The organism is Bacillus sp. B15-48 (assembly GCF_016879755.1).
Classification (GTDB): Bacteria; Bacillota; Bacilli; order Bacillales; family Cytobacillaceae; genus Mesobacillus_B.
In genome coordinates this window covers 80481-95087 of sequence record NZ_WOFU01000004.1, presented here as the reverse complement: position 1 = coordinate 95087, position 14607 = coordinate 80481, and the positions used below count along the sequence as shown (strand labels likewise).

At 38.7% G+C, this 14607-nt stretch carries 11 protein-coding genes; 2 read left to right on the top strand and 9 right to left on the bottom strand.

What is annotated here, in order from left to right:
* The first annotated feature begins 292 nt into the window (after nt 1–292).
* Nucleotides 293–1513: a multidrug effflux MFS transporter gene (locus GNT69_RS13820; RefSeq protein ID WP_203556000.1), complete on the top strand. Its 1221-nt coding sequence runs from the start codon at nt 293–295 to the stop codon at nt 1511–1513.
* Nucleotides 1514–1709: 196 nt separating this feature from the next.
* On the opposite strand, the gene GNT69_RS13815 is transcribed toward GNT69_RS13820, so the two are convergent.
* From GNT69_RS13815 to GNT69_RS13780, 8 genes are all read right to left on the bottom strand, one after another.
* Entirely contained in the window at nt 1710–2891 is a 1182-nt protein-coding gene (locus GNT69_RS13815) for an acetyl-CoA C-acetyltransferase (protein WP_203555570.1), read from the bottom strand.
* Between the two features lie 215 nt (nt 2892–3106).
* Nucleotides 3107–5080: an NAD(P)/FAD-dependent oxidoreductase gene (locus GNT69_RS13810; protein ID WP_203555569.1), complete on the bottom strand. Its 1974-nt coding sequence runs from the start codon at nt 5078–5080 to the stop codon at nt 3107–3109.
* 176 nt (nt 5081–5256) lie between these two features.
* Nucleotides 5257–6732, bottom strand: coding sequence for an aromatic ring-hydroxylating oxygenase subunit alpha (locus tag GNT69_RS13805; protein ID WP_203555568.1), 1476 nt, complete (start codon nt 6730–6732; stop codon nt 5257–5259).
* Between the two features lie 74 nt (nt 6733–6806).
* On the bottom strand, nt 6807–7250 hold the full coding sequence (locus GNT69_RS13800) for a VOC family protein (protein ID WP_203555567.1): 444 nt from the start codon (nt 7248–7250) through the stop codon (nt 6807–6809).
* 135 nt (nt 7251–7385) lie between these two features.
* A complete protein-coding gene (locus GNT69_RS13795) occupies nt 7386–8426 on the bottom strand; it encodes an alpha-ketoacid dehydrogenase subunit beta (protein ID WP_203555566.1) in 1041 nt (346 codons plus the stop codon).
* A 24-nt stretch (nt 8427–8450) separates the two neighbouring features.
* Nucleotides 8451–9446, bottom strand: coding sequence for a thiamine pyrophosphate-dependent dehydrogenase E1 component subunit alpha (locus GNT69_RS13790; protein ID WP_343206502.1), 996 nt, complete (start codon nt 9444–9446; stop codon nt 8451–8453).
* Between the two features lie 285 nt (nt 9447–9731).
* Nucleotides 9732–10496, bottom strand: coding sequence for an SDR family NAD(P)-dependent oxidoreductase (locus GNT69_RS13785; RefSeq protein ID WP_203555565.1), 765 nt, complete (start codon nt 10494–10496; stop codon nt 9732–9734).
* Between the two features lie 105 nt (nt 10497–10601).
* A complete protein-coding gene (locus GNT69_RS13780; RefSeq protein WP_203555564.1) occupies nt 10602–12119 on the bottom strand; it encodes an aromatic ring-hydroxylating oxygenase subunit alpha in 1518 nt (505 codons plus the stop codon).
* Nucleotides 12120–12292: 173 nt separating this feature from the next.
* On the opposite strand from GNT69_RS13780, the gene GNT69_RS13775 reads away from it, so the two are divergent.
* Nucleotides 12293–12904, top strand: a complete 612-nt coding sequence (locus tag GNT69_RS13775; protein WP_203555563.1) for a TetR/AcrR family transcriptional regulator — start codon at nt 12293–12295, stop codon at nt 12902–12904.
* Nucleotides 12905–13003: 99 nt separating this feature from the next.
* Here the strand turns inward: GNT69_RS13775 and GNT69_RS13770 are convergent, their stop codons facing one another.
* Complete coding sequence (locus GNT69_RS13770) at nt 13004–14548, bottom strand: long-chain-fatty-acid--CoA ligase (protein ID WP_203555562.1); 1545 nt, start codon at nt 14546–14548, stop codon at nt 13004–13006.
* Nucleotides 14549–14607: the final 59 nt, after the last annotated feature.

The following is a 14607-nucleotide window of genomic DNA, read 5'->3' as shown; positions in this document are numbered from 1 at the left end:
TATTTCTAAGATGGTCCCTGCTTAGTTTTATGTATATCGGTTAAATCTTCCTTTTCATAATAAACCCAACAATATAACCATTATATTATTCATTTGCTTCGAATTCAAGAGCGTTCCCTAATAATTCTGAAAATTCGTTTTATCTATTAACTTTTGAATAGTTTGACATTTTGGATAAAGAGAATAAAATAATAAGTATTCTTTATCTCGTCAAATAATTAGGAGTTATTACTACTCTAGACAGAAAGGTGTGGATTAATTATTGAAAACAAAAGCCATTTCTTATCAGCCTATGAATTTAGGACGTCGGTTATGGATGACTGCCCTCCTCGGTTCACTAGCTGCATTTAGCCCGATGACGATGGATATGTATTTACCAGCATTTCCGATGATTGCAGAAAGTTACCAGACAAATGCGTCATTCGTTCAGTTAAGTTTAACTGCTACCTTATTAGGGCTTGCCGGCGGACAACTCTTCTTTGGCCCACTAAGTGATTCAATTGGAAGAAAAAAACCGTTGCTGATTGCATTAATCATATATATAACCTCATCAATTATTTGCATTTTCGCACCAAATATTTTTTATTTTATCCTCACACGTTTTATTCAAGGACTCGCAGTATCTGCATGTGCTGTCATCTCTCGAACGATTGTTCGCGACATGTATTCTGGGAATGAATTGACAAAGTTTTTTGCAATGCTGATGCTTGTGAATGGATTGGCTCCAATTTTAGCACCGATTCTTGGTGCCTTTGTGATTGAACATTCCACATGGTACACAATATTTCTCGTTCTTGGACTTATTGGTGCCGTTATGTTTTTCCTGGTCATTTCTACTCTTCCAGAAACACTTTCTCTAGAGAATCGCAGGAGCTTTGGGTTAAAAAACACAATTAGCACGTTTTCCGAATTATTAAAGGATAAAATGTTCCTTGGTTATGCACTTACTCAAAGTCTGATGATGGCTGCTGTTTTTGCTTATATTTCTGGGACACCTTTTGTGTATCAAGGAGTTTACGGTGTTTCACCACAAATGTTTAGTCTTTTGTTCGCATTAAATGCAGTAGGTATCATTATCGGAACACAAATCACCGGATGGCTGGCAGGGAAAATACCTGAAACAACAATTCTATACGTTGGAATGTGGATCCCAACAAGCGCAAGTATCTTGTTATTTATCATGATTTTATTAAAAGCTCCGTTAATATTTATTGTTATTCCGCTTTGTATTGTTACGTCTGCTTATGGAATGACGAACACATGTAGCTTTTCTCTTGCAATGCGAACCCAAGGACATCGTTCAGGAAGCGCTGCGGCATTGCTCGGATTATTACCATTTCTCCTAGCAGCCATTTCTGCACCACTTGTAGGAATTGGTGGTGGAGCGACAGCTGTACCGATGGGACTAACTATCCTAATTATGACGATTGGAGCTCATTGTTCTTACATGTTCCTTACAAGAAGACAAGAACAAATTCAAATCGATAAAACAGGCTCTACATACAATACGTAGGAATCGTGGAGCCGTTGCTTTTTCTTTGTTTTTAATCAGCAGAAGAAAAAAAGTGTCTACAAGTCATAGTTAGTGATTTGTAGACACTTTTACAATAAGAAAGGAATTCGAGTTTTAATAGTCGTTTTTATGGTTTCTTAATAGACTAGTGATTGATTTTTGTTTCAAACTAGAATGATACCTCTTCATTTTTAGTTTAGATGTGTTCAATTACAATCGCGATTCCTTGGCCACCACCAATGCATAGACTTGCAACAGCATATCTTCCATTTCGACGTCTTAATTCATAGGCAGAGGATAGTAAGACTCGCGCTCCACTTGCTCCGACGGGATGACCGAGCGCAATTGCACCTCCATTAATATTTGTTTTTTCACGGTCCAAACGTAGTTCTTTTTCTACTGCAAGATATTGGGCTGCAAACGCCTCATTTACTTCGACTACATCGATTTCAGATAATGAAAGCTCAGCTTTTTCCAATGCTTTTTTTATGGCAGGAACTGGACCGATCCCCATAATTGTTGGATCAACACCGGCCACAGCCCAGGATACGATTCTAGCGATTGGTTTTAATTGATTTTCAACAACAGCATCTTTACCAGCAACGATTAAAGAAACAGCTCCATCGTTGATTCCCGAAGCATTAGCTGCGGTAACCGTTCCGTCTTTTATAAAAGATGGTTTCAGTCGGCTCATCGCTTCCAAGCTTGCATCTGGTTTTATGTGTTCATCCTCGGAAACAGACAAAATACCTTTTCTTGTTTTGACTTCAACTGGAACGATTTCCTCAGCAAATATCTGATTTGCAGTAGCAGTAGCAGCGCGTTTGTTTGACTCGATCGAAAACAAATCCTGTTCTTCTCGGGAGATCTCATAAATTTCAGCGAGTTTTTCTGCGGTTATTCCCATTCCTTTACCTGTATATTCATCATACAATGTGGCTAAAAGCATATCTTCGTATGACACATTCCCTAATTTTGCCCCGCCGAAGCGCTGCGTGAAGTTGGAATATGGTGCTTGTGACATGTTTTCTGCCCCACCGGCCAAAACAATATTGGCATCTCCAACTAAAATATGCTGAGCAGCAGATACAACTGCTTGCATTCCAGAGCCACATAAACGATTTAGTGTCAAAGCAGGAACTTCTTGTGGAACTCCACTATGTAAACCGATATGACGGGAAAGATAGGAAGCACTTTTCTGGGTATGTATTACATTTCCATATATGACATGATCAACCTGTTCTGGAGCTACGTTTGATCGTTTTAAAGCTTCCACGGCAGTAACCATTCCGAGTTCTGTTGCATTCGTATTTGCAAACGAACCTCCAAATTTTCCAAAAGCCGTTCGGGCACCATCGACGATAAATACTTCAGTCATTTCTATTCCTCCTATTGTGTATTTAACTTCAGAGATACTTTTATACCTTATTTATATTTTAATCGGTATAAGTTTAAATAGAAAGTATATTTTTATTTTTCTGATTATTTTACGTATTTTACTAAGTAAAACAATACGATAGATAAAGTAATATTGCCTATAAAAAAGAGTCTTCTAGGCTCTTTTATCCATTATTGACCTCTCTTAATCGGAATTTATTCTATCGATAGTGCAGCATTAAACCCTGCATGCACTGCTTTTCCTGTAGAGCTAGGTGAAATGCTGTCACTTAACACCATTGCAGTTTTATATTTTACAATAATTCTATCGACAAGCGGATTTTCTCTTGTTCTTCCAAAAGCAGCGATGACCGTATCGGCATGTATTTCTACTTCATTCCCATCTGAAGTTCTTGCTTTCACTCCTAACGACGTAAATTCAGTAACTTGATGTTTCAATAAAATATTTACACCATACTCTTCTAACTTAAAGGTAAGTGGATTTCGGATTTCAAGCAATGCATCTGGGAGTATTTCGTCCCCTTTTTCGACGACTGTGACGTTTTTCCCCTGGATTGCAAGCTCTAATGCAAAATCGAAACCAGACTTTGACCCTCCAGCAATGACAATGTTTTCTCCTTTCACTGCTTCCGGCTGAAGATGGGCTTGAACGACTTCGACAACATTTGCTTCTTCAATGCCTTTGATATCAGGAATAAAAGGCTTTTCTCCTAGAGCTACGATAATTTGATCTGCACGCTCCAATTCAACTGAATTTTCAGTTATTTCTGAATTCAGGTGAACGGTAACCCCCAACTTCTCCAATTGACGTGCATGCCAAATCTTAAACACTTTCAATCTCTCTTTATAAGTCAATTTTGAAGCGACATTTAAGTTCCCACCGAGCTGATTCCTTTTTTCGTAAATAGTCACCTGATGGCCTCGTTCTGCCGCAGCTCTTGCTGCTTCAACTCCAGCAGGTCCACCCCCAATGACGACTACCTTTTTTGGTGTATTAACTTTTTTATCAGGGTAAATTCCTTTGGCAACGAATTCTGGGAAATGCACTTCAAAGTTCACTTGTGGGTGAACCGCACAAGAGATTCCTTTACCTTGTTGAATGTTTCCAGTACAATACTCAGTACAAAAAATACATGGCCGTATTTCTTCTGGGTGGTTATTCTTCAATTTATTCGGAAAATCTGGGTCTGCAATTAATGGTCGCCCAAATTGCGCAAAATCTATTTTCCCTTCACGTAAAAGTTGGTCGGCTGATTCTGGAGAGTGTGTACCAGCATTAATTACTGGAACGCTGACGACCTTTTTAATCGCCTCTGCTGCATGGGCCATACTAGATATACCATGATAGACAGTAGGTGTAATCCATTGTTTCCGTTCATATGCACCTAGGTCAATATCAAATGCATCAATTCCAAGTTCTTCTAAGTATTTTATGATTTCAATGCTTTCTTCTAGTGTTCTGCCACCTTCAAAATCATGGTAAGCTCCAATTCTCACAGTGATTGGATAGCTAGAGCCGACAACTTCGCGAATCGCCTCATACGCTTCTTTAATAAAACGCATCCGGTTAAGGAAACTCCCCCCGTATTCATCCGTCCGCTTGTTCCAAAGTGGTGTCATAAATTGATCGAGGATGTAACCACCATGAGCATGGATTTGCAAACAATCAATTCCAGCATCTAAAGCACGTTTTGCCGCTCTACCATAAGAAGCAACAATGTCATGAATTTCCGCAACGGTTAGCGGACGGCAAATTATATTTGGATCTCTGAATGCTGGGACTGCTGAGGCTGATACCATTTGTCCATCTTCAAATGTAAAAGCATTCCGTCCAAGCCCAATACTTAATTGCATTGCGGCTTTTGCTCCATGTGCATGGATGGAATCGGCAAGCACTTTCCAGCCTTCCGCCTGTTCATCTGTATCCACTAAATGTTTATGTTTAAGCCATGGGTCTGTTTTCGTAATATATTGAGCTTCAATTGTTACCATGCCCACACCTCCTCTAGCGCGAGCCTCATAATAATCTATCTGTGCCTTTGAGGGGCTGCCATCAGGATTATCTAGAAAACTGCCCATTGGTGACATCGTAATTCGATTTCTCAGTTTCATATTTCCGATATAACCCGGCTCTAATAATTTTTCATATGAATTTTCGACCTTTTGCATCGTATCCATCCTTTTTTATCGTTATTTATCCTACATGTAATTTGCTGTTCAATTCTCTCCATCCAACACAAATGGAAATGGAGATAACTAAGAATTATTTGCCTTTTAAACTTAGCCATCTCACGAATAGTATCGGTATGCTTATGATTCTAACTAAAAAATATATTTTGAAATAATCACTTAAATCCTTTCACGTGTAAGTCATACTCAGCATAAAACTGTTGAAGTCTGCGCTCTTGCTCACTTAAGACAATTTTATTCCCAAGCGCTTTTGAACCTAAGCCAGCTTGAACTCCTGTAAGCTGCTCAATATCCTGGTCAAGCAAGCGTCCCATTTTCGTATTGTCCATGTCTGTGTATTCTCTTTCTGGACGGGTCTCACCGCTAATATCTGCATCTGGATCAACGCCAAATGTTGCTGAAAACACAAACGGCTTTCTCGCGCCTGGCTTTAATTTCGCGCTTAGAACTGTAATATCATAGATGGATAGATTTGGGTCCGTCGGGTGCGGGCGGAAGCGTTGTACAAGCATTCCTTCAGGATACGCGTTAAAAGTTACATTTGGGAACCAAGTAATGTTCCAGTTATCAACGACTTGACTATCAGACATTTCACTATAATCTAAACCAAAGGCATTATCTGGTTTACGTTTTTTTTGTTTAATTGCTTCACGTACGTCATCTGCTTTGCCTAGAAATGTTTCTGGATCAATACCAGCATCTCTAAGCATAATTTTAAGGAACTCATTCACTGTCTCATGATCTTTTTGGCGTTTACTTACAAGTCCGCGAGGTACAATCATGCGATTATGACCATTTTTAAAAAAGTCATATTGACCAAAATGATCGTCAATCGTATAAACCCCTTGTGGATGCGTTTGGTGAAGATGGTACATTTCCTGGAATGCATCTAATGTTGTTTTCCAGTTCGCTGGCATCACCATCTGTGTATCTTTAATAACATGCATATTTTCCATTTTATATGGCCCCATAATACGAATCATTTCACCCATATATTCTTCAAATGGGATTGGGTTTTCATCGATGTTAATGAAAACAAATCCACCCCAAATATGAGTTTTGACCGTTGGCAGATCAAGGTTTTGACACAGTATTTCCGGCGCGAAGGTCTCGCGGTCGGTGATGCGGGCATTCTTTCCTTCTAGTGTAAACATCCATGAATGGTAGTTACATGTGAAGCTTTTTGCCCCTTTTCCAAAATCTTCATTTACTAGTCGGTTACCGCGGTGTCGACAAACATTGTACATTGCATGAACCGAATCTTCACTACTGCGGGTGATAATAAATGATTCAGGGCCACTATCGAACTTAAACCAATCCCCTATTTCTGGAATATCAGATGCTCTTCCGGTGACAAGCCATGTTTTCTGCCAAAGTGTTTCCCATTCTTTTTTCATCACTTCATGGCTTGTATAAAGTTCAGTTGGGATTTGACGGTAATGAGCAATATTCGGATACAGTTCATTCAATCTCTTCTTAGGTTTAGCATCTAAAGAATGGGGTGCACAATCTGGTTCAATCATGAAATCTTCCGGATCACCGAGTGGTGGATTAATTTTCTGGTTCGTTCTCCGTGTTCTTTCAACCAACTCTTCAAAATTTGACATAACCTTTTTAAAATCTGTACTCATAAAACGTCGACTCCTTTTATTTATTAAATCCGAAATTGTCTTCGTTTAAATATAATTTTAGATTATTCAGAAATTTATTTACCGTAGATTTCACCAATAAACCCTAGTTCTTTACGTAAATCAAAATAAGTGAATTTTTTTCTTCCTATCCCGCTTTGAATAACCTTTACGTCTCTCTTTTCCATCTCATTTACTGTTTCATCATGATCATTTGTATCAAGTGCGATATGATGCAACCCTGGACCATGTTCTCTTAAAAACTCCGTATATATATTGGTATCATTTAAATCTAATGGTTCTATTAACTCAAGCTGAACATTATAATAATCGCAAAAACCAACTTTTATGGAAAAATCTTTCTTCTCTTGATAGACTGTCATCTCTCTTACATTATCTTTATTAAAATAAAGTACTTCCCAAGGACCAATCCCAAAATCTTCTTCATACCTCTTCATATAGGCTTCCAAATTGTCGACAACAATCCCTACTTGTAATACCTTTGTAAAAACCTCTTTCATATCAAATACACTCTCCTTTTATATTGATAACTTATCAATATTGATAGCTATATTATGGCCATTATAAATCCCATTCCAATATGTGACTAACTTGATGTGGATTGAACTCCACCTAATACTTCATTAGTCTCAGGATTAAACAGTAACTAATGACTGATCACCAACGGCCACCGCAACGGCTTTGATAATGTCGTTCGCATCTGGAACGTACAATTTTTCAAGCGGTGGTGAAAATGGGACCGGTGTATGTGGTGCGTTCACACGTAAAACTGGGCCATCTAAATAATCAAAACCTTTTTCTTGGACTATCGCAGCAATATCTGCCGAAACACTTACACGTGGATTCGATTCATCAACAACGATGAGTCGGCTCGTTTTCTCAACGGAAGCAAGAATCGTGTCCTCATCTAGTGGAGACAAAGTTCGTGGATCTACCACTTCCACCTCGATTCCTTTTTTCCCTAGTTGTTCTGCAGCGTCTAATGATTTTCGCACCATATTTCCAATCGCCACAATCGTTATATCGCTGCCTTCACGCTTTATATCCGCTTTACCTAGCGGAATCGTATAATAACCTGCAGGAACTTCACCTTTTAATCCATAATTAGCGATACTTTCAAAGAACATAACTGGATCGTCATCTTCAACGGCAGCTAACAGTAAGCCTTTTGCATCATGTGGATTTGAAGGAACAACAACTTTTAAACCAGGGATACCTGTTAACATAGAATAAAGTGTTTGCGAATGTTGAGAACCAGCACCATAACCGGCACCGTATGGCATACGAAGTACCATCGGAACCTTCATTTTACCGCCATACATATAACGGAACTTCGCTGCCTGATTCATTACCGCATCTAAACTATAGCCAAGGAAATCATTGAACATCAGTTCCGCAATTGGGCGAAGACCAGTTACTGCAGCACCAACAGCAGTACCAACGAAACCATTTTCAGAAATTGGCGTATCGCGAACACGGTCGCGGCCAAATTCCAACGCACAACCTTTTGTAACGCGGAACGGCCCGCCAATCGCTTCTAAATTTTGTTCTTCTAGATGAGGAACACCCGCTCCCCCAGAAACATCTTCACCCATAACAATGACACGATCATCATTTTTTAGTGCTATTTTTATCGCTTCATTTAACGCTTGGACTGTCGTTATTTCTCTAGTCATGCTTTCAACTCCTCAGTGCTTTGTTTATTTATAGGATACATACACATCAGTATATAAGTCTTCAGGTTTTGGATATGGGCTATCAATCGCAAACTGAAGAGCATTTTCTACTTCTTCCTCAACATACTTTTCGATCGTTTCCATCTCCTCATCACGAAGAAGCTCGTGACGACGAAGAAAACCTTTAAATTTGTTAATACATTCTTTATCTGTTAAATGCCATTGCTTTTCTTCGTCTGTTTTGTATAATTGCGGATCCGATATCCCATGTCCTTGTATCCGGAAAGTATCACATTCAATTAGAGACGGTCCTTCCCCATTTCTTGCCCTCTTGATTGCTTTTCCAACCCTATCGTAAACTTCGATTACATCATTTCCATTAATCGTTACACCTGGAATGTTATAACCAATGGCGCGATCAGAAATTTTTTCAGCCGCCGTTGCATACTTGTTCGTCGTGTACTCACCGTATTGGTTATTTTCGACGACAAAGACAACAGGCAGTTTCCAAATAGCTGCGAGGTTAAGAGATTCATGAAATGCACCATTATTCGATGCACCATCCCCAAAGAACGCGACAGCCACAGCACCGCTTTTTGTGATTTGTGCTGTTAAAGCCGCACCGACAGCAATCGGAATCCCGCCGCCTACGACTCCATTCGCACCAACAATCCCTTTGTTGAAATCAGCAAGATGAAGGGAGCCGCCTTTCCCTTTCGCAGCACCTGTTACTTTTCCTGCCATTTCAGCCATCAACTCATTTAGGTCTCCACCTTTGGCAATACAATGGCCATGACCGCGGTGGGTACTAGTAATATAATCTGTATCGGATAAATGGGCGCATACTCCTACGGCAACAGCTTCTTGGCCATCAGAAGTATGTGCAAACGGTCCTAACGATCCATTTCTTGTTCCTCGGATGACCGTTTCTTCGAACTTTCGAATCTCGACCATTTTTTGAAATATCCATTTAGCTTTATCTTTTGATAGAATGCGTGTTTCGTTATTAACCTTTTCCACTTTATTCCTCCTAAAATCAAAATCATATATTCTAATATTTTGTTAGTTCCTAGTTAATTAGATGATTCTCATACGATATAAATCAACTAAACTTTCAAAATATTATTACTATCATCCATGTATTCATTGGTTTTATTAACTTGTTTCTAGTTAAGCACTGAATCGGTGACTGGTCCAACCTTCTAGAAATAGGCATCCTCACCCGAAACTAAGAAAAAAGCTAAAGGCAGCTCGTTTTCAAACGAAACTTTGCGTTTTGAACGAGTGTTGATTCCTTTCATTTTATTATCGTACAGTCCATGAACCATCTACTGTTAATACGGTACCATTAACAAATTTAGAGTCATCGGAAGCTAAATATAAGATTGCCTGAGCAATATCTTCAGGATCACCCATAAGAGTGGAACCGGTATCCCTGCTAGCAGCTTTGCCAATTGGATCGTAATCAGATAGGTCAGCAGTCATCCCTGTCTTAATGAAACCCGGTGCAATTGCATTTGCTCTTATTTTTTTGTTTTCACGGCCATACATTGCCGCAATACTTCTTGTAAGACCTATTGTTGCATGTTTAGACATCGTGTAAGCTACCCCACCACGTGCCCCACGGAATCCAGCAATAGAGGCTACATTTACAATAGATCCACCGGTTTCTTGTTCCTTAAATAGTTTAATTGCTGCTCCACATGAAAAGAATGGACCGTTTGAATTCACTCCAATGACGCGGTTATATAAATCATTAGAAATATTTTCAATAGACATAGTGTTATCAAAAACACCAGCAACATTTGCCAAAATATCTAATCTACCATACTCATCTACAGCTTTTTGAATCATAGCCTCTACATCTTCTTCTTTAGCCACATCTGTTCTAATCGCAACTGCGGTTCCTCCACTTGCTGTAATTTCAGCAAGCGTTTCATATAAGGTTGTCTCATTATAATCAGCTATAACAAGTTTAGCTCCCGCTAATGCGAATAAAATTGCTGTAGCTCGAGCCATTCCAGAACCTGCACCGGTTATTACCGCTACTTTATTATCTAATCTCCCCATTTTGAGCTACCTCCTGTAGAAATCAGAGGGACGTTTTTTCTTCCTCCAAATGGAAGAAGAAAATCGCCCCTTTCGTTTTAAATATAATACAGCCATCATTTCAAACTATTTTTTAATCGTTTCTTTAGATACTGCTGGTTTAAATTTCTCTCCTTTAAGATACAAATCATGCTCGTTATAAAATTGCTGGATTCGTCGTTCTTGCTCACTCAAACGGATCACACCACGAACACCACGCGATTTCAAACCGCGATGATTGGCGGCAATTTGGACGAAATCCTGTTCAATAAAGAAGCTGCACTGTGGATTCTCAAAAGTTGTGTATTTCTTCTCCGGACGTGTTTCTCCACTGATATCATCAGCAGCAAAAACATCCATCACAGACTGATAATAAAACGGCCTTGTTACCCCTTCCTTAATCTTTGGAACAATTGAAATCGCATCATAGACAGATTGATTCGGATCGGTTGGGTGCGGGCGGAAACGTTGAATAAATAGTCCTTCTGACCAGACAGTAAAAGTTACATTTGGGAAAAACGTGACATTTATCGTATCAGCTAATTGGCAATCTGCAAGTTTACTATAATCAATTCCATAAGGCATTTTTTCGCGTTTAGCTTTAATTGAAACCTCACGAATATCGGTTGGATCTCCATCGTAAGTTTCCGGATCGATTCCCGCTTCTTCAAGATAATACCTTAACGCTTCATTTACAGTATCCGAAAAATTCTTTGCTTGACGTGGACTTACTGCACCTTTTTTCTGAATGATCCGGTTATGGCCGTTTTTAAAGAAATCCATTTGCACCTTTGTTTCATCCGAAGCGAGCAATGCTTGCGGATGCGTTTGATGAAGATGGTAGACTTCCTGAAAGGCATCTGATGAGACTTTCCAATTTGCAGGAAGTGTAAACTCAACCTCATTGACGATATGCATATCTTCAAAGTTATAAACATTCATAAATTTCAATAAATCTTCTCCAATATACTCCTCAAACGGAATTGGCTCTTCGCCCATATGAATAAAAACAAAGCCTGCCCACACATGGGTATGCACATTCAACAAATCAATTCCGTCACAAAGAACGGCTTCATCAAATGTTTCACGGTCTGTTACACGCGCATTTTTCCCTTCAAGTGTAAACATCCATGAATGGTAGTTGCACACAAAGCTCTTTGTACCTTTCCCACAATCTTCCCACACAAGTTGATTGCCGCGATGGGTACAGGCGTTGTAAAAGGCGGATATTTTATCTTTACTGCTGCGTACAATCACGATGGATTCTCGACCAATATCAAATTTGAACCAATCTCCCACTTCTTTGACATCTTGCACACGACCAGCAAGTAGCCATGTTTTCGTCCAAAGATTTTCCCATTCTTCTTCCATCACTTCAGGAGAAGTATATAGTTTTGTCGGTATGAGTTTATAATCATCAATCTTTGGATAAAGATCTTTAATTCGCCATGGTGTCTTTGCATCAAGGTCTCCCGGTTTGGCATCGGGATTAACTTTATAATCTTCTACATCTTCAAGGTTGAAAGAAACTTTACGATTCGTTTTTCGAATGTTTTCCATCAGTGTGTTCACATCTGCATACATATCTTCTCTACTTTTTACCATTACGATTCATCCCCTCGCTAATTTTTTTGAACAGAAATATAATTCTAAATATTAAGTTAATTTAAGTGTAAACGCTTTATGAAAGGGCTTCAATATGCAATAATATAAGAAGTGTATGATAATCAACACCTTGATTCATTTTGTACAATAAAAATGCAAAAGGAGTTCTATTTATGTCTGTTCAATACCCTGACAAACGCGTAAAAAGAACAAAAGAAACGTTAAAAACTGTATTATTGTCGTTGATGGAGAAAAAGGATTTTCATAGCATTACCATTACGGAAATTGTAAAAGCGGCAGACTTCAATCGTGGAACCTTTTATGCACATTACCAGCAAAAAGAGGATTTATTGGACGAGCTAGTGAATGATATGTTTACAAAAATGGCCGAAGCCTATCGGAACCCCTATCAACACTTATCGGTTCTCGATTTAAACGATATTCCCACACATTCAATCATCTTTTTTGATCACTTTTATGAGCACAAAAAGTTTTATCACGTAATGTTAAAGTCAGGAACAACCTTTAATTTCCATGAAAAATTGAGAAATAAATTAGAGCAGCTCCTTAAGGAAGATTTTGATTTGCCGATATCTGAACTTGATTCCAATATTGAATTCAGAATGTTTGTAACATTCCGCGTCCACGGATTAATTGGTTTAATCCTTGAATGGATTGAAAATGACTTCCCTGATTCCCCATCGTATATGGGAGAACAGCTCATTCATATTCTCAAATTGTTCACACCGAAATACTATGTCAAAAACCAACGTAACAACGGATAAAAAAGCCATCCAGTAATATTATATACTAGATGGCTCTTTCTCACTTCAGTATTCAATTAATAGAATAATTAGTGTGATTGACTAACAAATAATAATTTCCTACCTTATCACACTTCGATATTGTTCGCGCAGCTCTCTTTTCAACACTTTCCCCATCCCATTTCTAGGAAGTTGATCAGTGAATTCAACCGAAGCTGGACATTTGTAACTTGCCAATTTTGTTTTGCAATAGGCAATCAATTCTGCTGAGTCGATGACACAATCTGGCTTTAAAACGACAACAGCTTTAACGTTCTCGCCCCATGCCTCATCAGGAGTTCCAAAAACAGATGCTTCTAAAATAGCTGGATGTTGATACAAAACATTTTCAATTTCAACGGGATAAATATTTTCGCCACCGCGAATAATCATGTCTTTTTTACGATCAACAACATAATAATAGCCATCCTCATCAACGGTAACCATATCCCCGATATGGAGCCAGCCATCAATGACTGTCTCCGCTGTTTCTTCTGGTTTATTCCAATAACCTATCATGTTTGTTGCACTTTTAATGATAATCTCGCCAACCTCACCAGGTGCTATGTCCTCCCCATCTTCGTTCACTACTCGAATATCGGTATATGGCAGCGCTTTTCCTACTGAGTTCAGTCTTGACAATTCTTGCGTTGAACCTGAAATCTTATGATCCTCAGGTATTAGACATGTCGTTGTGCCTGTTTCTGAAGCTCCAAACATATTAAAAAACTGACAATCAAATTTATCCATTGATTTTTTTAATAGACTTAACGGCATTGGAGCGGAGCCATAGCCTATATATTTAAGACTGCTCAAATCATAGCGATCAATATCTGGTAGATTAAGAATAAAATTAAGCATCGATGGAACAAGAAAACAGCAAGTTAATTTTTCCTTTTCAATTAAGTCTGCGACTGTTTTTTTTTCAAACTGCTTCAGTGTATAAACAGTCGCGCCATTGATCCAAGCAGTAAAATTATATCCAAACCCAGCAATATGAAACATGGTTCCGGCACTGTACAGCTTGTCTCCAGGCTTTAGTAAGTTAAAAACATTTGATGTTAGACGAGCCATTGCTGCCTCATGAGTTATCATTGCACCTTTCGGAAAACCAGTTGTGCCGCTCGAGTATTGAATCTTTAAGATAGAATGAGAATCTAGTCCTTCAACTCTCACTTCTTTTGGGATTCCCTGTTTTACTAAATCTTCATAATCCAACATCGATACAGATGATTGTTCGAAACAAATATAGGTTTTCACGTGAGGAATTTTAGTACGAATGGAGTCTATGATTGGCACATACCGTTTACCAACAAAAAACACAGTTGCTCCACTATCATTTATCAAGTATTCGATCTCGTCTGGACGTAATCGGTAATTAATTGACACAAACACAGCCCCAATATGAGCACATGCAAGCATCGTTTCAAGGTATTGATAACCGTTTGTCTGCATGATTGCTATCCGATCGCCTTTTTGGATTCCTAACTTTAGTAATGAATTTGCTAATCGCAACATTCGTTCATTTGATTTTTTAAAAGTAAATCGAGCCTCTTCTGAAACTACACTTATATTGTTCGGATATTTTCGTGCTGCCATCGGCAAAATATCTCCAATTAGAAACATATTTACACACCTTCCAATTGCTCAATTTGAAAACTAATAAGGGTTTTTTCCTTCAAAAA